The 23652-nt window shown below is 62.5% G+C and carries 25 protein-coding genes; 19 read left to right on the plus strand and 6 right to left on the minus strand.

Features of this window, described 5'->3' with window-relative positions; all coding sequences use genetic code 11:
- Positions 1–16 precede the first annotated feature (16 nt).
- The 10 genes from KU43P_RS01065 (at position 17) to KU43P_RS01110 (ending at position 8912) form a co-directional block, all read left to right on the plus strand.
- On the plus strand, positions 17–1024 hold the full coding sequence (locus KU43P_RS01065) for a sulfate ABC transporter substrate-binding protein (RefSeq protein WP_317660663.1): 1008 nt from the start codon (positions 17–19) through the stop codon (positions 1022–1024).
- Between the two features lie 185 nt (positions 1025–1209).
- Positions 1210–2028, plus strand: coding sequence for a sulfate ABC transporter permease subunit CysT (gene cysT, locus KU43P_RS01070; protein WP_317660664.1), 819 nt, complete (start codon positions 1210–1212; stop codon positions 2026–2028).
- A gap of 13 nt (positions 2029–2041) precedes the next feature.
- Entirely contained in the window at positions 2042–2914 is an 873-nt protein-coding gene (cysW, locus tag KU43P_RS01075) for a sulfate ABC transporter permease subunit CysW (protein ID WP_317660665.1), read from the plus strand.
- Between the two features lie 3 nt (positions 2915–2917).
- The gene (locus tag KU43P_RS01080) at positions 2918–3907 is read left to right on the plus strand and encodes a sulfate/molybdate ABC transporter ATP-binding protein (protein WP_317660666.1); all 990 of its coding nucleotides are present in this window, start codon (positions 2918–2920) and stop codon (positions 3905–3907) included.
- A 382-nt stretch (positions 3908–4289) separates the two neighbouring features.
- Positions 4290–5078 (plus strand): energy transducer TonB, encoded by a 789-nt coding sequence (locus KU43P_RS01085; protein ID WP_317660667.1) that lies wholly within the window; start codon positions 4290–4292, stop codon positions 5076–5078.
- A 30-nt stretch (positions 5079–5108) separates the two neighbouring features.
- Positions 5109–5828, plus strand: a complete 720-nt coding sequence (locus KU43P_RS01090) for a MotA/TolQ/ExbB proton channel family protein (protein WP_317660668.1) — start codon at positions 5109–5111, stop codon at positions 5826–5828.
- A 1-nt stretch (position 5829) separates the two neighbouring features.
- Complete coding sequence (locus KU43P_RS01095; protein WP_317660669.1) at positions 5830–6231, plus strand: ExbD/TolR family protein; 402 nt, start codon at positions 5830–5832, stop codon at positions 6229–6231.
- A 243-nt stretch (positions 6232–6474) separates the two neighbouring features.
- Positions 6475–7056, plus strand: coding sequence for an alpha/beta hydrolase (locus KU43P_RS01100; RefSeq protein ID WP_317660670.1), 582 nt, complete (start codon positions 6475–6477; stop codon positions 7054–7056).
- A gap of 64 nt (positions 7057–7120) precedes the next feature.
- Positions 7121–7951: a sigma 54-interacting transcriptional regulator gene (locus KU43P_RS01105; RefSeq protein WP_317660671.1), complete on the plus strand. Its 831-nt coding sequence runs from the start codon at positions 7121–7123 to the stop codon at positions 7949–7951.
- A 175-nt stretch (positions 7952–8126) separates the two neighbouring features.
- Positions 8127–8912: a MetQ/NlpA family ABC transporter substrate-binding protein gene (locus tag KU43P_RS01110; RefSeq protein ID WP_317660672.1), complete on the plus strand. Its 786-nt coding sequence runs from the start codon at positions 8127–8129 to the stop codon at positions 8910–8912.
- A gap of 170 nt (positions 8913–9082) precedes the next feature.
- Here the strand turns inward: KU43P_RS01110 and KU43P_RS01115 are convergent, their stop codons facing one another.
- Both KU43P_RS01115 and KU43P_RS01120 read right to left on the minus strand, forming a co-directional pair.
- Positions 9083–9901 carry an alpha/beta fold hydrolase gene (locus KU43P_RS01115; RefSeq protein WP_317660673.1) on the minus strand — a complete coding sequence of 273 codons (819 nt, stop codon included), beginning with the start codon at positions 9899–9901 and terminating at the stop codon, positions 9083–9085.
- A 30-nt stretch (positions 9902–9931) separates the two neighbouring features.
- Entirely contained in the window at positions 9932–12298 is a 2367-nt protein-coding gene (locus KU43P_RS01120) for a penicillin acylase family protein (RefSeq protein WP_317660674.1), read from the minus strand.
- Between the two features lie 87 nt (positions 12299–12385).
- On the opposite strand from KU43P_RS01120, the gene KU43P_RS01125 reads away from it, so the two are divergent.
- Positions 12386–12952 carry a sugar O-acetyltransferase gene (locus KU43P_RS01125; RefSeq protein ID WP_317660675.1) on the plus strand — a complete coding sequence of 189 codons (567 nt, stop codon included), beginning with the start codon at positions 12386–12388 and terminating at the stop codon, positions 12950–12952.
- On the opposite strand, the gene KU43P_RS01130 is transcribed toward KU43P_RS01125, so the two are convergent.
- Positions 12931–13500, minus strand: coding sequence for a DUF6436 domain-containing protein (locus KU43P_RS01130; RefSeq protein WP_317660676.1), 570 nt, complete (start codon positions 13498–13500; stop codon positions 12931–12933). The two genes, KU43P_RS01125 and KU43P_RS01130, sit on opposite strands and share 22 nt — an antisense overlap.
- Before the next feature lie 211 nt (positions 13501–13711).
- Here KU43P_RS01130 and KU43P_RS01135 point away from each other — a divergent pair, with 211 nt between their 5' ends.
- The gene (locus KU43P_RS01135; RefSeq protein ID WP_317660677.1) at positions 13712–14638 is read left to right on the plus strand and encodes an alpha/beta hydrolase; all 927 of its coding nucleotides are present in this window, start codon (positions 13712–13714) and stop codon (positions 14636–14638) included.
- Here the strand turns inward: KU43P_RS01135 and KU43P_RS01140 are convergent, their stop codons facing one another.
- A complete protein-coding gene (locus tag KU43P_RS01140) occupies positions 14639–15391 on the minus strand; it encodes a DUF2059 domain-containing protein (protein ID WP_317660678.1) in 753 nt (250 codons plus the stop codon).
- Positions 15392–15504: 113 nt separating this feature from the next.
- Here KU43P_RS01140 and KU43P_RS01145 point away from each other — a divergent pair, with 113 nt between their 5' ends.
- Both KU43P_RS01145 and KU43P_RS01150 read left to right on the plus strand, forming a co-directional pair.
- On the plus strand, positions 15505–16137 hold the full coding sequence (locus KU43P_RS01145; RefSeq protein ID WP_317663696.1) for a 2OG-Fe(II) oxygenase: 633 nt from the start codon (positions 15505–15507) through the stop codon (positions 16135–16137).
- Positions 16124–16621 carry a DUF523 domain-containing protein gene (locus tag KU43P_RS01150; RefSeq protein ID WP_317660679.1) on the plus strand — a complete coding sequence of 166 codons (498 nt, stop codon included), beginning with the start codon at positions 16124–16126 and terminating at the stop codon, positions 16619–16621. Before KU43P_RS01145 ends, KU43P_RS01150 begins: the two co-directional genes overlap by 14 nt.
- 109 nt (positions 16622–16730) lie before the next feature.
- Here KU43P_RS01150 and KU43P_RS01155 read toward each other — a convergent pair whose 3' ends face one another.
- A complete protein-coding gene (locus tag KU43P_RS01155; protein WP_317660680.1) occupies positions 16731–17219 on the minus strand; it encodes a substrate-binding periplasmic protein in 489 nt (162 codons plus the stop codon).
- 202 nt (positions 17220–17421) lie between these two features.
- Here KU43P_RS01155 and KU43P_RS01160 point away from each other — a divergent pair, with 202 nt between their 5' ends.
- Positions 17422–17898 (plus strand): DUF4399 domain-containing protein, encoded by a 477-nt coding sequence (locus KU43P_RS01160; protein ID WP_317660681.1) that lies wholly within the window; start codon positions 17422–17424, stop codon positions 17896–17898.
- A gap of 72 nt (positions 17899–17970) precedes the next feature.
- Here KU43P_RS01160 and serA read toward each other — a convergent pair whose 3' ends face one another.
- Entirely contained in the window at positions 17971–19200 is a 1230-nt protein-coding gene (gene serA, locus KU43P_RS01165) for a phosphoglycerate dehydrogenase (protein ID WP_317660682.1), read from the minus strand.
- A gap of 171 nt (positions 19201–19371) precedes the next feature.
- Between serA and KU43P_RS01170 the strand changes: the two genes are divergently transcribed.
- The 4 genes from KU43P_RS01170 (at position 19372) to KU43P_RS01185 (ending at position 23638) form a co-directional block, all read left to right on the plus strand.
- Positions 19372–20769 (plus strand): FAD-binding oxidoreductase, encoded by a 1398-nt coding sequence (locus KU43P_RS01170; RefSeq protein ID WP_317660683.1) that lies wholly within the window; start codon positions 19372–19374, stop codon positions 20767–20769.
- Positions 20770–20794: 25 nt separating this feature from the next.
- The gene (locus tag KU43P_RS01175) at positions 20795–21460 is read left to right on the plus strand and encodes a fumarylacetoacetate hydrolase family protein (RefSeq protein WP_317660684.1); all 666 of its coding nucleotides are present in this window, start codon (positions 20795–20797) and stop codon (positions 21458–21460) included.
- 257 nt (positions 21461–21717) lie between these two features.
- Positions 21718–22650 (plus strand): SdiA-regulated domain-containing protein, encoded by a 933-nt coding sequence (locus KU43P_RS01180; RefSeq protein ID WP_317660685.1) that lies wholly within the window; start codon positions 21718–21720, stop codon positions 22648–22650.
- A gap of 85 nt (positions 22651–22735) precedes the next feature.
- Positions 22736–23638 (plus strand): SdiA-regulated domain-containing protein, encoded by a 903-nt coding sequence (locus tag KU43P_RS01185; RefSeq protein ID WP_317660686.1) that lies wholly within the window; start codon positions 22736–22738, stop codon positions 23636–23638.
- Positions 23639–23652: the final 14 nt, after the last annotated feature.

A 23652-nucleotide genomic window follows, 5' to 3' on the forward strand; every position in this document is an offset into this window, starting at 1 on the left:
AATCGGGAGCTTCACCATGTCCATCCGCCGTTATGCGCTCGCCGCCCTGGCCAGTGCCGTTTTTGCCGGTTCCGCCATCGCCAAGGACTACGAACTGCTGAATGTGTCCTACGACCCGACCCGCGAGCTGTACCAGCAGTACAACGCTGAATTCATCAAGCACTGGCAGCAGGCTCACCCGGATGACAAGGTGAAGATCCAGCAGTCCCACGGTGGCTCGGGCAAGCAAGGCCGTGCCGTGATCGACGGCCTGCGCGCCGACGTGGTGACCCTGGCCTTGGCAGGCGATATCGACGAAATCGCCAAGCTCGGCAAGACCCTGCCTACGGACTGGCAGAAGCGTCTGCCGGACGCGAGCACCCCATACACCTCGACCATCGTGTTCCTGGTGCGCAAGGGCAACCCGAAAGGCATCAAGGACTGGGGCGACCTGATCAAGAAAGACGTCTCGGTCATTACCCCGAACCCGAAAACCTCCGGCGGCGCCCGCTGGAACTTCCTGGCCGCCTGGGCTTACGGGCTGAAGTCCGGTGGCAGTGAAGACAAGGCCAAGGCCTACGTGCAGGAGCTGTTCAAGCACGTGCCGGTGCTCGATACCGGTGCCCGTGGCTCGACCATCACCTTCGTCAACAACGGCCAGGGCGACGTGCTGCTGGCTTGGGAAAACGAAGCCTTCCTGGCACTGAAGGAAGACGGCGGCGCCGACAAGTTCGAAATCGTAGTGCCTTCGCTGTCGATCCTGGCAGAGCCACCGGTGGCCGTGGTCGACAAGAACGCCGAGAAGAAGGGCAACGAGCAGATCGCCGAGGAATACCTCAAGCACCTGTATAGCCCGGCTGGCCAGAAGATCGCTGCCGAGAACTTCTACCGCCCGCGTGACGAGAAAGTCGCTGCCGAATTCGGCAAGCAATTCCCGAAACTGGACCTGGTCACCATCGACAAGGACTTCGGTGGCTGGAAGACTGCACAGCCGAAGTTCTTCAATGATGGCGGTGTGTTCGACCAGATTTATCAGGCCCAGTAAGCGGGCGTGGAGAAGCGGGGCCGCGTCGCGGCCCATCGCCGGCAAGCCGGCTCCTACAAGGTTCACCGCTGACCTCCTGTGGGAGCTGGCTTGCCGGCGGTGGGCTGCGCAGCAGCCCCAGGATTCAGAAGCTTGCACCGGCCCGGGATTTGTCCCGGGCTTCGTGCGTTCAACCAGGGATATTTATGTCACGTCGCATTTCCCCCGTCATACCCGGCTTCGGGCTGACGCTGGGCTACACCTTGGTGTACCTCAGCCTGATCGTGCTGATACCGCTGGCCGCCATGTTCGTGCATGCCGCGCAGCTCACCTGGGAGCAGTTCTGGAACGTCATCAGTGCCCCGCGGGTGATCGCCGCGCTGCAACTGAGTTTCGGCACCGCCCTGTTCGCCGCCATCATCAACGGTGTGATCGGCACCCTGCTGGCCTGGGTGCTGGTGCGCTACAACTTCCCCGGGCGCAAGGTCATCGATGCAATGATCGACCTGCCCTTCGCCTTGCCCACGGCCGTTGCCGGTATCGCCCTGACCGCGCTGTATGCGCCTTCGGGCTGGGTCGGCCAGTTCGCCACCGATCTGGGATTCAAGATCGCCTACACGCCCCTGGGCATCACCCTGGCGCTGACCTTCGTCACCTTGCCGTTCGTGGTGCGCACGGTGCAGCCGGTGCTTGCCGACATCCCGCGTGAGGTCGAAGAAGCCGCCGCTTGCCTGGGCGCGAAACCCCTGCAGGTGTTCCGCCACGTGCTGGCGCCGGCCCTGCTGCCGGCCTGGCTTACCGGCTTCGCCCTGGCGTTCGCCCGTGGCGTGGGGGAGTATGGTTCGGTGATCTTCATTGCCGGCAACATGCCGATGAAGACCGAGATCCTGCCGCTGCTGATCATGGTCAAGCTGGATCAGTACGACTACACCGGCGCCACCGCCATCGGCGTGTTGATGCTGGTGGTTTCCTTCATCCTGCTGCTGCTGATCAACCTGCTGCAGCGCCGTATCGAAACCCCTTGAAGGAGGCCCGGCTATGTCCAGTTCATCCCTGAGCGCCAGTGCCGCCGCCAATGCCGCGCGGCGTGGCAGCACCACCTCTCGGCGCATTCTGATCGGCCTCGGCTGGCTGGTATTCGCGCTGTTCCTGCTGCTGCCGCTGGTGATCGTGGTTTCGCAGGCATTGAAGAACGGCTTCGGCACCTTTTTCGAAGCCATCTTCGAGCCCGACGCCTTGTCGGCGCTGAAGCTGACCCTGCTGGCCGTGTTCATTTCGGTGCCGCTGAACCTAGTGTTCGGCGTAAGTGCCGCCTGGTGCGTGAGCAAGTACACCTTCCGTGGCAAGAGTGTGCTGGTGACCCTCATCGACCTGCCGTTCTCGGTGTCGCCCGTGATTGCCGGCCTGGTCTATGTGCTGATGTTCGGTGCCCAGGGCCTGTTCGGGCCGTGGTTGCAGGATCACGACATCCAGATCGTGTTCGCCCTGCCGGGCATCGTCCTGGCGACCATTTTCGTCACCGTGCCCTTCGTTGCCCGTGAGCTGATTCCGTTGATGCAGGAGCAGGGCACGCAAGAAGAAGAGGCCGCACGGCTGTTGGGCGCCAACGGCTGGCAGATGTTTTGGCACGTGACATTGCCCAACATCAAATGGGGCCTGATCTACGGCGTGGTGCTGTGCACCGCCCGGGCCATGGGCGAGTTCGGCGCGGTGTCGGTGGTGTCCGGCCACATCCGTGGGGTCACCAACACCTTGCCGCTGCACGTGGAGATCCTCTACAACGAGTACAACCACGTCGCGGCCTTCAGCGTGGCCAGCCTGCTGCTGATCCTGGCGCTCTTCATCCTGCTGCTCAAGCAGTGGAGCGAGAACCGTATTAACCGCCTGCGCCATAGCGCCGCGGAGGAATGATTCATGTCGATCGAAGTTCGTAACGTCAGCAAGCGCTTCAACAGCTTCCAGGCCCTGGACAATATCAACCTGGATATCCACAGCGGCGAGTTGGTGGCCCTGCTCGGCCCCTCCGGCTGCGGCAAGACTACCCTGCTGCGCATCATTGCCGGCCTGGAAACGCCAGATGACGGTAGCATCGTGTTCCATGGCGAGGATGTGTCCGGCCATGATGTGCGAGATCGCAACGTCGGTTTCGTGTTCCAGCACTACGCCCTGTTCCGCCACATGAGTGTGTTCGACAACGTCGCCTTCGGCCTGCGCATGAAGCCCAAGGGCGAGCGCCCGAGCGAGAGCAAGATTGCCGAGAAGGTGCATGAGTTGCTGAACATGGTGCAGCTCGACTGGCTGTCCGACCGCTATCCCGAGCAACTTTCCGGTGGCCAGCGCCAACGTATCGCCCTGGCGCGCGCGTTGGCGGTGGAGCCCAAGGTGCTGCTGCTCGACGAGCCATTCGGTGCCCTCGATGCCAAGGTGCGCAAGGAGTTGCGCCGCTGGCTGGCGCGGTTGCACGAAGACATCAACCTGACATCGGTGTTCGTGACCCACGATCAGGAAGAGGCCATGGAAGTCGCGGACCGCATCGTGGTGATGAACAAGGGCGTGATCGAGCAGATCGGTTCGCCGGGCGAGGTGTACGAGCAGCCGGCCAACGATTTCGTCTACCACTTCCTTGGCGATTCCAACCGCCTGGCCTTGAGTGAAGGGCAGCACGTGCTGTTCCGTCCGCACGAGGTGTCGCTGTCGCGGCATGAGACCGAGGGGCACCATGCTGCCGAGGTGCGGGATATTCGCCCGCTGGGCGCGACCACTCGGGTAACGTTGAAGGTGGAAGGGCAGAGCGAGCTGATCGAGGCCGAGGTGGTCAAGGACCACGACAGCCTGACCGGGCTGGCGCGAGGGGAGACGCTGTTCTTCAGGCCGAAGGTGTGGCAGAAGGTGGCGGATATCTGAGCCCGCTGTGAATGAAGAACCCGGGCATGGTCCCGGGTTTTTTATTGGCTGTCCGTTGGCTGGGGCTGCTTTGCAGCCCATCGCCGGCAAGCCGGCTCCCACAGGTGCAGCGCTGATCTGTGTGGGAGCCGGCTTGCCGGCGATCGAGGGCAAAGCCCTCGCAGCAATCCCATGCCTTGCACGAATATTTCAAATGCCTCGAATGCATGCTGCGTTCCCCATTCGCCCCAAACCCGCGAACGGCGCGGCTTTGCAAGATCTAGAAAAATTCTATATTCACAAATGATCTAGCTTTAATTTTAAACATTACTTTAAGAGATAAGCCTCTGGCCCCGATGATTCAGGCACACACCTGATTCAAGAACCCCCAGGAGTTTGATCAATGGGTAATGTCCAGACGGCCGTCAGGGCCTACGACCAGCCATGGCGCCCGGCACCGGGTGACCTGGTCGAGCTTGGACGGACGCTACGCCTGCCATTGGGCCAATTGCGCCTGCAACGCACCCCGGTCAGTGGCCTCAAGCGCCGCGACAAACTGGCCCTGGGCCTGTTGGTACTGGCGCTGCATGGCGCGGCAGCCTACTGGGTCAGCCAGACGCCGACGCCCGCGCTGCCCGTGGTGCCACCGCAGATTCCACCGATGACCATCGAGTTCGCCGCCCCCGCGCCGCCCGTGGTTGAGCCGCCACCGCCCGCCCCGGCACCGCCGGTGGTCGAGCCGCCACCGCCGGTGGTCGACGAGCTGGCTGCCAAGCCCAAACCCAAACCAAAACCGCTGCCCAAGCCTGTGGCCAAGCAGCCACCCAAACCACAGCCCAAGCCAGTTGAAGCGCCGCCCCCTGCGCCAGTCGCGACACCGGCACCGCCCGCGCCACCCGCGCCAGCGCCAGTCACGCCACCTTCGGCCAGCGCCGCCTACCTGAAGAACCCTGCGCCGGAATACCCGCAGATGGCCCAGCGCCGGGGCTGGGAAGGCACCGTGCTGCTGCGGGTCGAGGTGCTGGCCAGCGGCAAGCCGGGGCAGATCCAGATTCAAAAAAGCAGCGGCCGCGACGCACTTGACGCCGCCGCGCTGGCCGCGGTCAAGCGCTGGAGTTTCGTCCCCGCCAAACAGGGCGATGTGGCCCAGGCTGGCTGGGTGAGCGTGCCGATCGATTTCAAGCTTCGTTAACTTTTTCGCAGAACACAGGAAGACATCACCATGAGCCTGCTGGCATCCCCCCTCGAATCCGTTGAAAGCGCAGTCATCTGGCTGCTGGTCGGTTTTTCCATTGCCACCTGGGCGCTGGCCCTGGTCAAAGTCGTGCAGTTCGCGCGGCTCAAGCGCCAGGACAAACGCTTCCACCAGCAGTTCTGGGCGGCGTCGAGCCTGGACTCGGCTGCCGAAATCAGTCACGAGTCGCCTGGCCCGGCGGCCCGTGTCGCGCAATCCGGCTACGCCGCGATTGCCGTCGGAGATACCCAGGCCAGCGACCTGAGCCACGCCATCAACCACCAGGACCGCCTCGAGCGGGCCCTGCGCCAGCAGATCGTGCGTGAGCGTCGTTCGCTGGAAACCGGCCTGGCAGTCGTAGCCAGTATCGGCAGCACTTCGCCCTTCATCGGTCTGTTCGGCACGGTGTGGGGCATCATGGAGGCCCTCAAGGGCATCAGCGCGGCGGGTTCGGCCAGCCTTGAAACCGTTGCCGGCCCGATCGGTGCGGCGCTGGTGGCGACCGGCGTAGGTATCGCCGTCGCAGTACCTGCGGTGCTGGTCTACAACTACTTCCTCCGACGCCTCAAGCTCACCGCCGCCGACCTCGATGATTTCGCCCACGACTTCTACAGCCTGGCGCAGAAGAGTGCCTTCCGCGTGTTGGTGCACCCGGCCGTGAACAAGGCCCAGCCTGGATTCACTCAGCCTGTGAAGGAGGCTTCCTGATATGGCCTTTTCGACCCAGGACAGCGACGAAGTACTGAGTGAAATCAACGTGACGCCCTTGGTAGATGTGATGCTGGTGTTGCTGGTGGTGTTCATCGTCACCGCGCCGTTGCTGACCAACGCCATTCCCATCAACCTGCCCAAGACCGAAGCCGTGGCCCCGGTAGAGCAGAAGGACCCGCTGGTGGTGAGCATCGACGGCAGCGGCAAGCTGTTCATCAACAAGGACGAGATCCAGCCGGAGCTGCTGGAGACCAACCTCAAGGCAGCCAAGGACAAGGACGCCCAGGTACGCGTGCAGCTTCAGGCCGACGACGGCGTGAACTACGGCGAAGTGGCACGTGCCATGGCGGCCATCGAACGCGCCGGGATCAGTAAGCTGGCGGTGATCACCGCGCGCTGACCGGCATACCTTCTTCAGGCAAGTGCTTAGGGCCATATCTCTTGGCAGGGGATGGCCCTTTTTTTATAGGTGAAATCTGTTGTGAGTGCTGTGCGAATCCCTGTGGGAGCCGGCTTGCCGGCGATAGGACCACGCGCTTCAATATCTATTATGGTTATTAACAAATAGCTTCTTATTCCTTTACTGATATAACTCCCGCCCTATACTGGACCCCAAGCACGCAAACTTACTGGAGGCGTCCCCATGCGCAATGAGTCGATTCGTTACCTGATTGTGCCGGGCTGGCAGGGATCGCCAGACAACCATTGGCAAAGTCACTGGCAGCGCAGCCTGCCCAACAGTGCCCGGGTCGAGCAACACGACTGGTTGACCCCGCAGCGCCAGGACTGGGTGCAAGCGTTGGAGCAGGCCATCGCCGCCGAACGCTCGCCGGTGATTCTCATCGCTCACAGCCTGGGTTGCATCACCGTTGCCCATTGGGCAGCGCAGGCCAGCCCGGCATTGCTGCGCCTTGTACGCGGTGCCCTGCTGGTGGCGCCGGCGGATGTCGAGCGCCCGACCTGCGCACCGGCCTTGCGCAACTTCGCACCGATTCCGATGCAGGCATTGCCATTCCCGAGCCAGGTAGTCAGCTCGGACAACGACCCCGCCGTCAGCGTGCCGCGCGCGCTGTACCTGGCCCAGGCCTGGGGCGCCGAAGCGGGGCTGCTGAGCAATGCCGGGCACATCAACGTGAAGTCCGGGCATGAACGTTGGGAGCAAGGTTTCGCCTACTTGTATCGCCTGCAAAGCCGGGTTGAGCAGCGCGCGCTGCGTCGCGCCTGATCCACCCCTACCGATCACCTTTGCCTGACGCCCGGCCACCCACAGCCCGGGGCGGGAGCTACGCATGACCTTTCAAAACCCTTTTGGCCAGCCGCTGCTGACCTTCCCTGAACTGGACAAGAGCCCGCTGAGCATCCGTGCCAAGGCCCTGGTGTTCATCGACCCGCGCTCGCAGCAGTTGCGCCAGGCACTGGAGCAGCTGGCGCCGCAAGGGTTGCCGGTATTGATCCGCGGCGAGACCGGCACCGGCAAGGAGTTGCTGGCGCGGCAGATCCACCGCGCCAGCGACCGTGCAGGCCTGTTCGTGTCGGTCAATTGTGCCGCCATCAGCCCGACCTACGCCGATGCCGAGCTGTTCGGTTACAGCGCTGGGGCTCAAGGGGGCACTGCCAGCAGCCGCGCCGGTTGGTTCGGTTCGGCCAATGGCGGCACCTTGTACCTGGACGAAATCGCCGACCTGCCACTGGAGATCCAGGGCAAGCTGCTGGCAGCGCTGGAAAACCGTGAGGTCACCCGGGTTGGCGCGCAGCAGCCGCAGGCCGTGGACGTTCGCCTGGTGGCCGCGACCAGCATCGACCTGGCGCGGGTCGTGCGTGCGGGCCGTTTCAACGAGCGCTTGCACCAATACCTGCTCGAAGGTGCGCTGGAGCTGCCGCCGTTGCGTGAACGGCGCGGCGATATTCTGCCGTTGGCCGAGTACTTCGTGGGCATCTATTGCGTGCGCCTGCAGCGACCGCTGCCGCTGATCAGCGAGGCGGCGCAACGCCTGCTTGAGGGCCATGCCTGGCCGGGCAACACTCGCGAGCTGGAGAACGTCATCCACTTCGCGTTGCTGGTCAATGACGGTGAAGAACTGCTGCCCGAGGATCTCGACCTGCCAGAGGTCGCGCGCTAGACGACGCTATAAGCAAATGCCGTAATGGCTATTTGTTTTTGGCATAAGCAGCGAATTAAAAGATATTGTTCCGGAATAAAAAATGTCGGTATTGTCCGCCTCACGCCCCCGGTGAACCGGTTGGGCAACCGACTTCAGCCATCGCCGATGGCTCAGATACAGAACAAGGACCACCATGAAGAAGACCCTGCTGACCACGGCCCTGGCCGCTGCCCTGTCGTTCTCCGGCCTGGCCGCCGCTGCCGAAAAACTGGTGGTCGCTGCCACTCCGGTACCCCACGCCGAGATTCTCGAACTGATCAAGCCTACCCTGGCCAAAGAAGGCGTGGACCTGCAGATCAAGGTCTTCACCGACTACGTGCAACCTAACGTGCAGGTCGATCAGAAGCGCCTGGACGCCAACTACTTCCAGACCCTGCCCTACCTGCAGAACTTCAACGAAGGCAAGGGCACTCACCTGGAAACCGTGGTCGGCGTGCACGTCGAGCCCTTCGGTGGCTACTCGAAGAAGGTCAAGAGCCTGAACGAGCTGAAAGAAGGCGCCACCGTTGCCATCCCTAACGAAGGTAGCAACAGCGGCCGTGCCCTGCTGCTGCTGCAGAAGGCCGGCCTGATCACGCTGAAAGACCCGAAGAATGCCCTGGCCACGCCGAAAGACATCGCCGAGAACCCGAAGAAGCTGAAGTTCCGCGAGCTGGAATCGGCCATGCTGCCGCGTGTACTGGATCAAGTCGACCTGGACATGATCAACACCAACTACGCCCTGGAAGCGGGCCTGAACCCGGCCAAGGATGCGCTGGTGATCGAAGGTGCCGACTCGCCTTATGTGAACTTCCTGGTAGCACGCCCGGATAACAAAGACAGCGAAGCGATCCAGAAGCTGGCCAAGGCGCTGACCAGCCCTGAGGTGAAGGCATTCATCGCCAAGAAGTACAGCGGTGCGGTACTGCCGGCGTTCTGATCGACGCCTGCATCGCTCTGACATGAAAAACGCCGACGCATTGTGCGTCGGCGTTTTTGTTTGTGGTGAGCTTTACCGGCCTCATCGCGGGTAAACGCGCTCCTGCAGTGACCGCGCCAATCCGGAGCAGTGGCAGGGTTGATCGGGGCCGCTTTGCGGTCCCGGGAAGCTCACCGGTTACGCGGTAGCCAATTCAGCAGAAACGCATTCACCACCTGCGGGTTCTCCAAGCTGGAGATATGCCCCGCATTCGGAATCTGTGCCGCCAGGCAGCCAATGATCCGTGACATTTCACCCGACTCCTCAGGAGGCCGCGGAATATCCTGGTCGCCACACAGCACAATGGTCCGCTCTCCCGGCAATTCAGCCAGCCGCGGCAGCAGGTCGGGCCTGCCGAAAATCACCCGGCCCAGTGGGTCCAGGCTTTGGCGAATGGTCTCGGTGCTGCTCGCCTTGAGGTCGGCGCGAAATCGCTCGCGAATTTCGGGCACGGTCTGCCCACCGGCATGGAAGAAAATCGGCACGATGATATCGAGCAGGGCATCGCTGAAACTGTCTGCAGCGCTCGCGGCATCCAGCAGGGCGAAGTACTTCAGGCGAGTCGCCTCGGGCTCCGCGCCCAGGTAGGTGTCCATCAGTACCAGGTGATCGATCCGCGTCGGATGGTCGGCGGCCAGTTCCGCGCCCCACATGCCGCCGACCGATAGGCCGACCAGGTGGCACTTGGGGATATCCAGCGCGTCCAGCAACGCCAGGTGCTGGCGGGCAAGGGCGCGCATGTCGGTGGTGGCGGCGGGTGGCGCAGCGGAATCGCCGTGCCCCCACAGCTCGGGCACGATCACCCGAAAATAGCGAGACAGTGCGTCGATCTGCGGTTGCCACATTGCGGCCGACCACAGGTAGCTGTGACCGAGCAAGACGGGGAAGCCTTGCCCCTGATCGACATAGCTCATGCGCGCGCCGTCGATTTCGATGAAGTTCTTCTGCATTGCCGTACCTTCAGAGGTAAAGGAGAGGTCTTAACGTGCCGGGTTCAAGCGTAACGTGCTCTGGGCTGGAATAACGCCCATTTGCGCTTTGGAATATCGCCCGTTTATGTAGTCCTCTGCCTGGTCGGCGTAATGACGGTCGAATGGGACCCCGCTTTGCCCGACCGGATTGCTGGTCAACGTTTGGCCTGCATCGGCAAAGTCGATCAGCCGCCGCGTCGAGGGGCCGTAGGTCACGGGCCACGGCGCCGGGCCGATCTTTGCCGAGAGGTTGTTGGGCACTTCATGGGTTCCCGGAGCTGCGAACGGGCCAACGTTGAACAGCAGGTTGAGCGGTTTCTTCACCCCCAGCGGATGGTTGTGCGTCAGGGTATGCGCTTTGCCCCACTGCCAATTGGACGGATCGTTGCCAAAGGTGTCGCGCAGGTGCTTGAGGCTTTGTTGCCAGGCCAGGCGAACGACACTGGTGCGGTCGCTGCGCTGATTCGAACCCCGGGTATTCCACCACGGTGACTGGGCATCGGCGGCCAGGCGCGGCAGCGCGGCATCGATGGCACGGGTGCTGATCAACACCGGGAACCAGGTGTCGCCCAGCTCGTCATGCAGCGCCGCATAGGCCAGGTCGTAGAGGAACTGGTTGAACAGCGTGGCGCTGGTGGAGTCCAGCGGATAATCGCCGCGCCAGGCCGCCAGTTGCTCGACCAGTTCTTTCTCCTCGTCGCCCTGGGCGACCTTGCGCAGGGTCGCCAGCAGCGGTGCCAGCGTGCGCGGGCCGTAGTCGCTGGCGGTATCGAGCTGAAGGGCCTGGCTATTCTGCGTGTCCCATTTCACGTCCGGGTTGGCCAGGTGGCGATCGAGCTGGCGCCCCCGGTCTGGCAAGTTGTAGTAACCCGGAATGGCTACCACGGCAGGCGGCTGGAAGTTGGCCGAGACGATATAGCCACTGGCCGGGTTTTCCTGCTGCGGGTTGACGCTGAACGGGTAGAAACCCAGTTTGTCGGCCTGGGCGCTGGCGCCGTCGAGGATGAACGCCGGATTGACCCCGTCTGGGCGAATGGGCAGCTGTGCGGCAGCCCACCAGCCGATATCACCACGGGCATTGGCCCAGACGAAGTTGAGCCCAGGCGCCTGCACCTTGGCCGCCGCCTCGCGCATCTTGGCCAGGGTATCGGCGCGATTGAGCTGGTAGAAACCGTCGAGGATCGGGTTTTCGGTCTCCAGGAACGCCCACCACATGGCGATGGGGGTAGTACCCGCAGTGGTGCCAAGTACCTCGTTGACGATTGGCCCGTGGGGTGAGCGGCGCAGGCTGATGCTGACAGGCTGCTCGCCCTTGACTGCAATCTGCTGATCGGTTTTTTCCAGCGTTCGCCATTGGCCATCGACCATGACCTGTTCGCTGTTGGCAGGGTTGGTCTTTTCTGCGATCAGGTCGACGTCGTCGTTCTGGAACATGGTCAGGCTCCAGCCGAAATCGCGGTTGTGTCCGAGCAGTGCGAACGGGTTGAGGGCCTGGAAGTAGCCATACAGGTTGAAGCCCGGGGCCGACAGCTCGGCCTCGTACCACACGGCCGGCACTGCAAAGCTGATGTGCGGGTCGCCCGCCAGCAATGGCTTGCCGCTGCGGGTGCGGCTGCCGGAAATGGCCCAGGCGTTGCTGCCCTCGAACTGCGCAATGCCGGCTTCGCTCAAGGCCTCGTGGCTGAGGCGGGCCAGTGCTTCCAGGCTCTGCCAGTCGGCTGTCGCCAGCGGGGTGGCCAGCGCACCTTCAGGCTGCCAGCCGAGGTCGAAGATCTTCAGGTACTGCGTGCCAAGCTGGTCGCGGATATAGGTGAGGGCGGGTTCGGTGCGGAAGGCGGCGGCGAAGCTGTAGGCGAGGTAGCCGGCGATGCTCAGGGTGTCTTCTGCGGTGAACGGCCTTGGCGTAATGCCGAGCAGGTCGAATTCCATGGGTTTGCGGTGGCCAGCCTGCCAGGCATTGATACCGTCGAGGTAGGCTTGCAGTGCTTGCCAGGCGGGTGATTGGCGATCCTGGCGCTGCACCATCAAAGCCGCTTGCTCGCGGATGCGCAGGCTGCGGAAGAGCTTGTCGGTCGGCAGCAGTTTGTCGCCCAGTACCTCGGCCAGTTCGCCTCGAGCCAGGCGGCGCATGATCTCCATCTGGAACAGCCGGTCCTGCGCGTGCACGTAACCGAGGGCGCGGTACAGGTCCTGTTCGCTCTGGGCCTGCACGTGCGGTACGCCGCGCGCATCGTAGCGCACGCTGACCGGCGCCTGCAGCCCGGCGATGGTCACCTCGCCCTCGCGCTGCGGCTGCTTGCTCTGCACGTACCAGTAACCGGCACCGGCGGCCACGGCTACCACTACCACGGCCAACAGGGTGAGGCTGCGTTTCATCGAGACTCCTTGTGCATTCGAGCGGAAACTGTGGTCCGATCATCGACGGATTCGCGAACAGAGCATAGCCCCCGACAGGAGTTTCCCATGTCCCTCAGCGAGAAACAGAAAATGCTCAGTGGCCAGCTCTACCACGCTGGCTGTCCCGAGCTGCAGGCCGAGCAGATCGCCAACAAGCACTGGATGCACCGCTACAACAACAGCGTCGAACTGCTCAACGATGCCCGCAATGGCCTGCTCGCCGAGCACTTCGGCCATGTCGGCGAAGGCACGGTGATCCGCCCGCCGTTCTTCTGCGACTACGGCTACAACATCAGCGTCGGCTGCAACACGTTCATGAACTTCAACTGCGTGATTCTCGACGTGCTGCCCGTGCAAATCGGCGACGACTGCCAGATCGGCCCGGCGGTACAGATCTACACCGCCGACCACCCGCTGGACCCCGATCTACGGCGCACCGGCCTGGAGAGCGGGCGACCGGTGAGCATCGGCAACAACGTGTGGATCGGCGGCGGAGCCATCATCTTGCCCGGCGTGACCATTGGCGACAACGCCGTGGTTGGCGCCGGCAGTGTGGTGACCCGTGATGTACCGGCAGGCGTGGTGGTGGTGGGCAACCCTGCGCGGGTGCGTCAGCCGGCCCAGGGGCAATAGCAGCCTACCGCCAGCGTGTTGGACGCTGTGACCTGACGGCCGTCGAGCAGTGCCTTGAGGATCGGTTCGATGAAGCTGTTGCTGGCGTTGCATACTGCGCCCTCGCTGTAGGGGCCGAAGTAGGCTAGGTTGCCCTGGCGATCCCAAATCGCCACGGCGGGTGATGCAGGCAGGTGTTCGCTGCCTGGTAGCTGGGCGATAGGCTGCAAGCTGCTGAGGTTGGCGGGCAACTGGCCGTGGGTACCCGGTTTCTGCACTACGTGGAAGGTTACGCCTTGGCGGGTGAACTGGCTGACCAGATCGCCCAGATGCTGCTGGTTGCCGACGTTGCACGGGCAGGTCGGGTCCCAGAAGTGCACCACGCGGATCGGGCCGGGGCCGGCGAGCTCGGTGGGCAGGTGCAGTTGGCTGCCGTCGAAGAAGGTGGTCTGGTTGTCGAAGGGGCGCAGGTAGCGAGATTGGAAGCTGGAGTAGGCCTGCCAGAGGATCGCGGCGCCCAGGAGCAAAGCGAGTGTGGTCAAGGCAGGTTTGACTAGTCTGGTCTGCATGTGTGTACGCGTGGGCCTTGTGGTGGGTTCGCGGGCCCTATCGCCGGCAAGCCGGCTCCCACAGGTACCAGGCGAGAAAGTGGTGATATCCCTGTGGGAGCCGGCTTGCCGGCGATAGGGCCGTGCTGGTGACACATGTCCCAAGCTTGCCATGATGAAGGCGAGAGCTGAATATCCCAAATCAATACTCGCTTCGCTGTGGATGTACCCCATGCCTGCTGCTTTTCACCCCGACCGCCTGCGCACGAGCCTTGCGCCCCTTGGCGCACGCCAGCCGTTGTCCACGCAAGCGCAGGATTATCAGCGCTTCTATGGTCTCGACCTGCCGGTGCAAAGCTGGCTGGGCGGCTTCAAGGGCGCGGGTTTCGAGCTGGTCGGGCAGGTGTGGGTGCCGAAGCAGCCGGTTGCGACCCTGTTTCTGTTGCACGGTTACTACGACCACATGGGCCTGTATCGCCATGTGATCGCCTGGGCCCTGAAGCTGGGCTATGCGGTCATCAGTTGTGACCTGCCGGGGCATGGCCTGTCCAGCGGCGAGCGCGCCAGCATCAGTGATTTCGCGTTGTACCAGCAGGTGCTGGATGCTCTGTTCGAGCAGGCGCAGCTGCTGGGCCTGCCACGGCCCTGGCATTTGTGCGGACAGAGCACAGGCGGTGCCATTGCCGTCGATCACTTGCTGCACAAGGGGGTTCAAAGCCCGATCGACGGCCAGACGATCCTCTTGGCGCCGCTGGTGCGGCCGCGCGCCTGGCGGTGGTCCAAGTTCAGTTATCGAGTGCTGCGCCACTTCGTCAGCGGTATCGAGCGGCGCTTCAGCGAGAACACCAATGACCCGACCTTCCTGCCCTTCCTGGAGGCCGACCCCTTGCAACCCCGGCGACTGCCAACGGCGTGGGTGGGAGCGTTGATGGCTTGGGTGAAACGTATCGAGGCCGCGCCTGCCAGCGCTCGGCGCCCATTGATCGTGCAAGGCGAGGCGGACGGTACGGTGGATTGGCCATACAACCTCGAGGTGCTCAAGGCCAAGTTCGATGAGCCGCAGATCCTGCTGCTGCCTGACGCCCGTCACCACCTGGCCAACGAGCTGCCGGGTATCCGCCAGCGTTATTTCGACTTCATCGGCCAGCGCCTGGGCTGACTACTTCAGGTCTGCGCCGTTCTGGCCGACCGCCAGGCCTGCGCGCACGGCGGCCACGGCGGCCTGGTAGTAGGCCTTGCCTTGCGGCGATTCGGCGAAGGTGGCGAACTCTTCGAGTTCGGCGTCGGACAGGTCGCGATAGACATACAGCAAGGTGTTGTTGAGGTCTTCGCCGATCTGGTTCATCAGCCGTTGCCGTTGCCCATCGAGCAGGCCCTGGGCTTGGCCGCCGCCGAACAGGCCGGGGATCATCGAACTCAAGCTGTCGGCAGCCACCCCGGCAATCGCCAGGCTGACTTCGGCACCCGCTTCGCGTGCGGGCAGGGCCTGTGCCAGGTGGCCGATGATCAGCGTGCGGTTGTCGCTGGCCTGCATCTTCGGCAGGCCTTTGGCATTCTTGGCCAGTTGATCCTTGCGCGTGGCCAGCAGTTCGGCGGCGACGATCTTGCGCCCCAGCGGAGACTGGAAGAAGGCCAGCGCCGGTGCCGGATCAGGCAGGGCGGCACGTAGTTGTGACTGGGCCCGCCGGTCCATGGCTTGGGCCTGGAAGCGTTGATTGCTGTTGTTGACCAGCGCCTGGTAGACCGCTGGCGGCAGGCTGTTGCGGTAGCGCTGCTGGGCGGCGCTCAGGGCGTGGCTGAAATGGGCGCGCTGATCGGGCCAGCCGGCAGCCTTGTACAGTTGATCGAGGCTGTCTGCCCAGACAGGCACGGTGCAGATCATCAGCAAAAACAGGGAAAACAGACGGCGCATTAAGGACTCCTGTCGGCAGGTGGCTATTGTCCGTGGCTAAATGCCGGTTTGTCGAGATAGGCGCGTGTTTCTCGGCCAAGTGGCGCTGTGCGAGTGCAGGGCTTATGGATATGATGCGCGCCATGCACATATCCCCTGAACACCCGATGCTTGCGGCCGTCGTCGACGATCTGGCCACCCATGGCTGGTCGCAGCAGGCGCTGTTCTTGCCTGCCGATCTGGTGCGCGCGCTGGCAACTGAATGCCGGCGCCGCGATGCCGAAGGCGAACTCAACCCCGCCGGGGTTGGGCGCGGTGTCGCCCAGGAAGTGCGCGAGGCCATCCGCGGTGATCAGATCCAGTGGATCGACCCTGGCCAGGCCGAAGCCTGCGACCAGTACCTGCAAGCCATGGATCAACTGCGCCTGGCCATCAACCAGGGACTGTTCCTGGGCCTTGAAGACTTCGAATGCCATTTCGCCCTGTACCCACCGGGGGCGTTCTACCGCCGGCACCTGGACCGCTTCCGCGACGACGACCGACGCATGGTATCGGCGGTGCTCTACCTCAATGAAGACTGGCAGCCCCAGGATGGTGGCCAGCTGCGCATGTTCCTGGCAGACACCGTGGAGCACGATGTGCAGCCGCTGGCTGGGACTCTGGTAGTGTTTCTGTCCGGCGAAGTGCCCCATGAAGTGCTGCCTGCCGGGCGTGAGCGGCTGTCATTGACGGGCTGGTTCAGGCGCCGTGGCAATGACCCGTTCTGACCTGCCCAAGGTGCTGGTCAGCGCCTGCCTGCTGGGGCAACCGGTGCGCTATGACGGGCGCAGCAGCGGCCATCCTGATCTTTTGCAACGCTGGCAGGCCGAGGGTCGCGTAGTGCCGTTGTGCCCGGAAGTGGCCGGTGGGTTGCCAACACCCCGGCCAGCTGCGGAAATTCCTGGCGGGCAGGGTGGTGCGGTGCTCGATGGCAATGCGCAGGTGCTGACGGTGGCGGGCAAGGATGTCAGTGCGGCCTTTCTGGCCGGGGCGCAGCAGGCGCTGGCGTTGGTGCGCCGGCATGCCATCCGCGTGGCGGTGCTCAAGGCTGGCAGCCCTTCGTGCGGTAACCGGTTGACCTACGATGGCACCTTCGGTGGGGTGAAGGTGCCGGGGGAGGGGGTGACCACGGCGTTACTGCGGCGCGAAGGTGTGCTGGTGTTCAGCGAGTTGGAGCTGGAAGAGGCGCAGCGGGCATTGGCTGAAGTGTGATGTTGACTGTGCTGGCGCTATCGCCGGCAAGCCGGCTTCTACATGGACAGCGTGGAACCCTGTGGGAGCCGGCTTGCCGGCGATAGGGCCGCTACGGTCAAGAAAGCCCTTACTGCCCGGTAGCCGTCTCCTGCACGCCCTTGAACCACTTCTGCTCAAGCTCCGACGTGTACCCCTTGTCCTTGAGCCGCTGCAGGGCGTTGTTCAATGCGCTCTTGAACGCCGGGTTGTCCTTCTGGAACGGGATCACGAACTTCTTCTCGCCGAACGGCTGGCTGACATCGAACGGGCCTTGCGCCTCGGCTGAACCACCAGCAGCACTAAAGGCCACATCGTACTTGCCACCTTCGACGCCCGGCAGCAATTCTGCCGCCTGCGCCTCGATGAATTCGGCGCGCAGGTCGAGTTCCTTGGCCAGCGCCTGGCCGAACTCGATCTCGAAACCGGTCAGGTGGTCATTTTCCTTGAACGCGTATGGCGGGCTATCGGCCTGCACGGCAATTCGCAGTTCGCCCCGGTCGGCGATTTCGTCTATCAGCTCAGCTTGAGCCAATGGCGTGATCAGTACTGCCAGCAGTACGCCTATGGTCGAACGCATCTAATGCCCCTTTTCTTTTTTGGCAGTTGAATAACTAACGCCGCAACTTTGTTCCCTCGTCGCGGTCGAGCGCAGCCTATGACCTTGAAGCCTTGGCGAGGTTTAACCCTAACTGAAATATTTCTCTTTGTGGGCTATGGTGAACTTCCGCCGCCGTCGATCTTTCTGGTTGCGGTCTTTAAGTGAATCACAGGAGAAGTGAATGAACAGCCTATTTTCGCGTGCTGCCGTTGCCGGTCTGCTGATGGGAGCCGCCGTAGTGGCCAGCGCCGCAGATGCGCTGAAGAGCCAGGAACCGCCCAAGGGCGCCGAGGTCTTCATCGTTTCCCCCAAAGATGGCGCAACGGTCGACAAGACCTTCACCGTCAAGTTCGGCATCAAGGGCATGAAGCTCAAACCAGCGGGTGACCAGACGCCACACACGGGCCATCACCACTTGCTGGTGGATGTGAAAGACAAACCTGCTGCCGATCAGCCACTGCCTACCAGCCTCATGCCAGAGAGCGGTGTAGCGCTGCCGGCCGGCCCGCAAGTGCTGCATTTCGGCAAGGCACAGACCGAGACCACCATTACCCTGACGCCCGGCAAGCACACCCTGCAACTGGTGCTGGGTGACCAGTACCATGTGCCGTTCAAGCCGATGGTCGAGTCGCAGAAGATCACGGTTACGGTCAAGTAACGTCAGTACATAAGCAGCAGCTAAAGAAAAGGGAGGCCACCAGGGCCTCCCTTTTTCATACAGCGGTCACACTCAGAACAGTACGCGCGAGCGGATGGTGCCCTTGACCTGTTGCAGCTTCTCTTGCGCAAGGTCGGAGTACTCGGCGTCGACGTCGATTACCACGTAACCGACTTTCTCGTTGGTCTGCAGGAACTGACCGGAGATGTTGATGCCGTTCTCGGCGAAGACTTTGTTGATCTCGCTGAGCACGCCCGGGATGTTTTCGTGGATGTGCAGCAGGCGGTGCTTGCCTGGGTGGGCCGGCAGGGCCACTTCCGGGAAGTTGACCGACGACACGGAGGTACCGTTGTCGCTGTACTTGACCAGCTTCTCGGCCACTTCCAGGCCAATGTTGGCCTGGGCTTCGGCGGTGGAACCACCGATGTGCGGGGTCAGGATCACGTTGTCCAGGCCACGCAGTGGGCTTTCGAACTCTTCGTCGTTGGAGCGCGGCTCGACTGGGAACACGTCGATAGCGGCGCCGATCAGGTGCTTGTCCTTGATCGCTGCGGCCAGGTGGTCCAGTTCGACCACGGTACCGCGGGCGGCGTTGATCAGGATCGAGCCCTTCTTCATCGCACGGATTTCTTTCTCGCCGATCATCCACTGGGTGGACGGCAGCTCAGGCACGTGCAACGACACGATGTCGGCCAGGCCCAGCAGTTCGAGCAGGCTGGTGACCTGAACGGCGTTGCCCAGCGGCAGCTTGGTCAGCGGGTCGTAGAAGTAGACCTGCATGCCAAGGCTCTCGGCCAGTACCGACAGCTGGGTACCGATCGAGCCGTAACCCACGATACCCAGCTTCTTGCCACGGATTTCGAAGGAGTTCGCCGCGCTCTTGATCCAGCCGCCACGGTGGCAGGAAGCGTTTTTCTCAGGAATGCCGCGCAGCAGCAGGATGGCTTCGGCCAGCACCAGTTCGGCTACCGAACGGGTATTGGAGTACGGCGCGTTGAACACGGCGATACCGCGGGCGCGGGCAGCTTCCAGGTCGACTTGGTTGGTGCCGATGCAGAAGCAGCCGACAGCGACCAGTTTCTTGGCGCAGTCGAAGATTTCTTCAGTCAGCTGGGTGCGCGAACGGATGCCGATGAAGTGGGCATCAGCGATCTTTTCCTTCAGCTCGGCTTCCGGCAACGAACCAGTGAGGTATTCGATGTTGGTGTAGCCGGCAGCCTTGAGGGTATCGACCGCGTTCTGGTGCACACCTTCAAGAAGAAGGAACCTGATCTTGCTCTTGTCGAGAGAAGTCTTGCTCATCTGCGTAAACCTGTATCCCGGAGAAAAAATGGCGAGGAGTGATGCTAGGCGCAGCGGCGGCCTTAGCATGAACAGCGGGAGGGCTATGCTAGCATACGCGACACAATCTGAGCTTATCCCGACAGGTGAAGAGTGCTCAGGGTGACTATGAATAAGTCGAGAGTTCCAGCGATGACCCACCCCGCGGTAATTGATGAACTGATGACCCTTGTCGACCCTGGCAAGGTCCTGACTGACGCGGCTTCGCTGGAAGCCTACGGCAAAGACTGGACCAAGCATTACCCGCCAGCGCCCACGGCCATCGTGTTTCCCAAGACTGTGGAACAGGTGCAGGCGATCGTCGGCTGGGCCAATCGCCATCATGTCGCGCTGGTGCCGTCGGGTGGTCGCACCGGGCTGTCCGCCGGGGCCGTGGCGGCCAATGGCGAGGTTGTCGTTTCCTTCGATTACATGAACCAGATTCTCGCTTTCAATGCCTTCGACCGCACCGTGGTCTGCCAGCCTGGCGTCATAACCCGCCAGTTGCAGAGCTTTGCCGAGGAGCAAGGCTTGTATTACCCGGTGGACTTCGCCTCCAGTGGCTCCAGCCAGATCGGCGGCAACATCGGCACCAATGCGGGCGGCATCAAGGTGATTCGCTACGGCATGACCCGCAACTGGGTGGCCGGGCTGAAAGTGGTCACCGGCAAGGGCGAGCTGCTCGAACTGAACAAGGACCTGATCAAGAACGCCACCGGTTATGACCTGCGCCAATTGTTCATCGGCGCCGAAGGCACCCTGGGCTTCGTGGTCGAGGCGACCATGCGCCTGGACCGTGCCCCGCGCAACCTCACCGCGATGGTGCTGGGCACGCCGGATTTCGACTCGATCATGCCGGTGCTGCATGCCTTCCAGGGCAAACTCGACCTCACCGCGTTCGAGTTCTTCTCCGATAAAGGCCTGGCCAAGATCATGGCGCGGGGCGATGTGCCGGCGCCGTTCGCCACCGACTGCCCGTTCTATGCCTTGCTGGAGTTCGAGGCCAGTACCGATTCGGTGGCCAATGAAGCGTTGGCCACCTTCGAGCACTGCGTGGAACAGGGCTGGGTGCTGGACGGGGTGATGAGCCAGAGCGAAACCCAGCTCAAGAACCTGTGGAAGCTGCGCGAATACCTGTCGGAAACCATCTCTCACTGGACGCCGTACAAGAACGACATTTCCGTCACCGTATCCAAGGTGCCGGCGTTCCTGCGCGACATCGACGCCATCGTCAGCGAGCACTACCCACATTACGAAGTGGTCTGGTACGGGCATATCGGCGACGGCAATCTGCACCTGAACATCCTCAAGCCCGAGCACATGAGCAAGGATGACTTCTTCGCCTCGTGCACCAAGGTCAACAAGTGGGTATTCGAGATCGTCCAGCGCTACAACGGGTCGATCTCTGCCGAGCACGGTGTGGGCATGACCAAGCGTGACTACTTGGGATACAGCCGCTCGCCGGATGAAATTGCCTGCATGAAGGCAATAAAGGCCGTCTTCGACCCTAACGGCATCATGAATCCGGGTAAGATCTTCGCTCCTGAATAAAAAGCAGCAAGCCTAGGAGTCGGCCATGAGTTACCAGCACCAGTACGTAGACGGCACGCGCATCCACTTCCCGCTGGGCAAGGTGGTGTGTATCGGCCGCAACTATGCCGAGCATGCCAAGGAACTGGATAACCCCATCCCCAGCGAGCCGCTGCTGTTCATCAAGCCGGGTAGCTGCGTGGTGCCGCTGGAAGGTGGCTTCAAGATCCCGACCGACCGTGGCTCGGTGCATTACGAGGCGGAAATTGCCGTACTACTGGGCAAGTCGCTGTCTCCTCATGCCTCCGAGGAAGAGGTGCTCGACGCCATTTCAGGCTATGCCCCGGCACTGGACCTGACCCTGCGCGACGTGCAGGCCAAGCTCAAGGAAAAGGGCCTGCCGTGGGAGCTGGCCAAGAGCTTCGATGGCGCCTGTGTGCTGCCACCGTTCGTGTCGGCTGCTGCCTTTGAGGATGTCACCGATATCCCGGTACGCCTGACCGTCAACGGTGAAGTGCGCCAGGATGGCAACAGCGCCATGATGCTCAACCCAATCGTGCCGATGATCCAGTACATGGCGCGGCATTTCTCGCTGCAGGCGGGGGATGTGATCCTCACTGGCACGCCGGCTGGCGTCGGGCCGTTCAATGTCGGCGATGAACTGGTGCTGGAACTGCCGGGTGTGAGCCGCTTCGAGAGCCGGGTGCTCTGATTCGGGGCCAGCCTTCTCCCCTTCCCGTGTGGCAGAGGGCTTGCCCATAATCGTGAAGACTGGTGCGAAACCCCTGTGGGAGCCGGCTTGCCGGCGATGAGGCCGGGCCAGGCACAGTTGGGCTGCCTGCCAGGGCCCTATCGCCGGCAAGGCGGCTCCCACAGGGGGGATCACGCAAAGCAAGCGGTTTACCGTTTTTTTCACAATCCATCCGGATAATGCGCCAACCTTCGCTCATTTCCCCAGGACCACCTCGCATGGCATCTCCCTCCAGCGCCCCTGCTTCCCCAAGGCCAAAACGCCGCTTTTATCTGCGCTGGCCCTTCGCCCTGGCCGTGGTGGCAGTGATCGGTTACGGCGTAGCGGTGGCCATGCACTGGGATGATCGCGGCCTGCTGTGGGTCAAGGAAGGTTTCGAGAGCAGCGCCGAGCGCAGCGAAAGCGTGTGGCTACCGGAATACCAGGTCGACATCGATGCCAAGCCCTTGCCGGGCATGGACGATGACGAAGCTTCGGACGTAGCGTTCAACCCACAGACCCGTACGCTGTTCGTGGTAATGGGCAAGAACCCCTTCCTCGTGGAGCTCAGCCTCGACGGCGATGTGCTGCGACAGATTCCTCTGGTGGGCTGGAACAACCCGGAGGGTATCGCGGTGCTCGAAGATGGCCAGCTGGCCATCACCGATGAACGACTGCACGACCTCACCGTGGTCAAGGTAGATGCGCAGACGCGAACGCTGAACCATGCTGACTTCCAAAGCCACGACCTGGGCCAGTCGGTAAAGAGCAACAAAGGTTTCGAGGCCCTGGCCTGGGATCCGATGCGCCAGCGCCTGGTGATCGGCGAGGAGCGACCGCCAAAGTTGTACACCTGGGCTACCGACGGGCGCAGCCCGCTCAAGGGTGACAAGCAGGCACTGGCCAACGAAGAGCTCGACGTGCGCAACCTCTCGGCACTGGCCGTCGACCCGCGCACTGGCCATCTTTTGGTCTTGTCTGCCGACTCCAACATGCTGCTGGAACTCGACGAGCAAGGTCAGCAAGTCAGCTTCATGACTCTGCTGGGCGGCTTCAATGGCCTCAAGGGCACGATTCCGCGCGCCGAAGGGGTGACCTTGGATGACCAGGGCAACCTGTACATGGTCAGCGAGCCCGCGCTCTTCTATCGCTTCAAAAAGAACGGGCAGTAGCTTCAGATCATTCTGACGCTGGGATTAAGCTTTACTTCATGCATCCATGGTTAGATTCGCCACCCCCTGAGCCGAGTCTGCCGTTATGCGTCGTTTTGCCCGCCTGCCAATGGTCCTCGCCCTAGCCGTGCTCCTGTTGATAGGCGTGGCCGGGCAGGAATTTCGCCTGTTCGAGCGAGCCTGGTTCAACCTCAAGACCTGGTGGCTGCCGGCCGAGCAAAGTATCGGCCTGGACCGTTATCGCGTAGTGGTCGAGGCGCAGCCCGTGGACGGTCTGAATGACGACCTTTCGGCGCTGACCTACGACCCGGACCGCAAGACCCTGTTCACGGTCACCAACGCCCGTTCGGAGCTGATCGAGCTGTCGCTCGATGGCCGCATCCTGCGCCGTATCCCCTTGATCGGCTTTGGCGACCCGGAGGCTGTGGAATATGTCGGTCACAACAGTTACGTGATTACCGATGAGCGCCAGCAGCGGCTGATTCGCGTGCGCGTCGAGGACGACACGCCGTACCTCGATGCCGGCGATGCCGAGCAACTGTCACTTGGCATCGGGCTGAACGGCAACAAGGGCTTCGAGGGCCTGGCCTATGACTCTGCAGGCAAGCGCTTGTTCGTAGCCAAGGAGCGCGACCCGATGCTGATCTACGAAGTGCTGGGCTTCCCTCACGAGAACCCCGAGCAGCCCTATGCGGTACATGTGGTGCAGGACCACAAGCGTGATTCGCGGATGTTCGTGCGAGATCTTTCCAGCCTGCAGTTCGATGAGCGCAGTGGGCACTTGCTGGCGCTATCGGATGAGTCGCGGCTGGTGCTGGAGCTGGATGTGGAGGGCAGGCCGCTGAGTACCTTGTCGTTGCGCAAGGGGTTCCAGGGGCTGAAGGCGACGGTGCCGCAGGCGGAGGGAATTGCCATGGACGAGGCGGGGACCATCTACCTGGTCAGTGAGCCGAACCTGTTCTATGTGTTCAAGCAGCCGGCTGATTGAGTGTTCTTTATGGC

Source organism: Pseudomonas sp. KU43P (genome assembly GCF_033095865.1).
GTDB lineage: Bacteria > Pseudomonadota > Gammaproteobacteria > Pseudomonadales > Pseudomonadaceae > Aquipseudomonas.

Excerpts from the sequence above, each read along its gene's own strand:
- KU43P_RS01120 (WP_317660674.1), bottom strand. The coding sequence starts at position 12,298 with ATGAAACGCAGCCTCACCCTGTTGGCCGTGGTAGTGGTAGCCGTGGCC.
- KU43P_RS01155 (WP_317660680.1), bottom strand. The coding sequence starts at position 17,219 with ATGCGTTCGACCATAGGCGTACTGCTGGCAGTACTGATCACGCCATTG.
- KU43P_RS01090 (WP_317660668.1), top strand. The coding sequence starts at position 5,109 with ATGAGCCTGCTGGCATCCCCCCTCGAATCCGTTGAAAGCGCAGTCATC.
- cysT (WP_317660664.1), top strand. The coding sequence starts at position 1,210 with ATGTCACGTCGCATTTCCCCCGTCATACCCGGCTTCGGGCTGACGCTG.
- KU43P_RS01135 (WP_317660677.1), top strand. The coding sequence starts at position 13,712 with ATGCCTGCTGCTTTTCACCCCGACCGCCTGCGCACGAGCCTTGCGCCC.
- KU43P_RS01160 (WP_317660681.1), top strand. The coding sequence starts at position 17,422 with ATGAACAGCCTATTTTCGCGTGCTGCCGTTGCCGGTCTGCTGATGGGA.
- serA (WP_317660682.1), bottom strand. The coding sequence starts at position 19,200 with ATGAGCAAGACTTCTCTCGACAAGAGCAAGATCAGGTTCCTTCTTCTT.
- KU43P_RS01185 (WP_317660686.1), top strand. The coding sequence starts at position 22,736 with ATGCGTCGTTTTGCCCGCCTGCCAATGGTCCTCGCCCTAGCCGTGCTC.
- cysW (WP_317660665.1), top strand. The coding sequence starts at position 2,042 with ATGTCCAGTTCATCCCTGAGCGCCAGTGCCGCCGCCAATGCCGCGCGG.
- KU43P_RS01085 (WP_317660667.1), top strand. The coding sequence starts at position 4,290 with ATGGGTAATGTCCAGACGGCCGTCAGGGCCTACGACCAGCCATGGCGC.
- KU43P_RS01065 (WP_317660663.1), top strand. The coding sequence starts at position 17 with ATGTCCATCCGCCGTTATGCGCTCGCCGCCCTGGCCAGTGCCGTTTTT.
- KU43P_RS01105 (WP_317660671.1), top strand. The coding sequence starts at position 7,121 with ATGACCTTTCAAAACCCTTTTGGCCAGCCGCTGCTGACCTTCCCTGAA.
- KU43P_RS01125 (WP_317660675.1), top strand. The coding sequence starts at position 12,386 with ATGTCCCTCAGCGAGAAACAGAAAATGCTCAGTGGCCAGCTCTACCAC.
- KU43P_RS01140 (WP_317660678.1), bottom strand. The coding sequence starts at position 15,391 with ATGCGCCGTCTGTTTTCCCTGTTTTTGCTGATGATCTGCACCGTGCCT.
- KU43P_RS01080 (WP_317660666.1), top strand. The coding sequence starts at position 2,918 with ATGTCGATCGAAGTTCGTAACGTCAGCAAGCGCTTCAACAGCTTCCAG.
- KU43P_RS01130 (WP_317660676.1), bottom strand. The coding sequence starts at position 13,500 with ATGCAGACCAGACTAGTCAAACCTGCCTTGACCACACTCGCTTTGCTC.
- KU43P_RS01180 (WP_317660685.1), top strand. The coding sequence starts at position 21,718 with ATGGCATCTCCCTCCAGCGCCCCTGCTTCCCCAAGGCCAAAACGCCGC.
- KU43P_RS01170 (WP_317660683.1), top strand. The coding sequence starts at position 19,372 with ATGACCCACCCCGCGGTAATTGATGAACTGATGACCCTTGTCGACCCT.
- KU43P_RS01095 (WP_317660669.1), top strand. The coding sequence starts at position 5,830 with ATGGCCTTTTCGACCCAGGACAGCGACGAAGTACTGAGTGAAATCAAC.
- KU43P_RS01115 (WP_317660673.1), bottom strand. The coding sequence starts at position 9,901 with ATGCAGAAGAACTTCATCGAAATCGACGGCGCGCGCATGAGCTATGTC.
- KU43P_RS01110 (WP_317660672.1), top strand. The coding sequence starts at position 8,127 with ATGAAGAAGACCCTGCTGACCACGGCCCTGGCCGCTGCCCTGTCGTTC.
- KU43P_RS01100 (WP_317660670.1), top strand. The coding sequence starts at position 6,475 with ATGCGCAATGAGTCGATTCGTTACCTGATTGTGCCGGGCTGGCAGGGA.
- KU43P_RS01150 (WP_317660679.1), top strand. The coding sequence starts at position 16,124 with ATGACCCGTTCTGACCTGCCCAAGGTGCTGGTCAGCGCCTGCCTGCTG.
- KU43P_RS01145 (WP_317663696.1), top strand. The coding sequence starts at position 15,505 with ATGCGCGCCATGCACATATCCCCTGAACACCCGATGCTTGCGGCCGTC.
- KU43P_RS01175 (WP_317660684.1), top strand. The coding sequence starts at position 20,795 with ATGAGTTACCAGCACCAGTACGTAGACGGCACGCGCATCCACTTCCCG.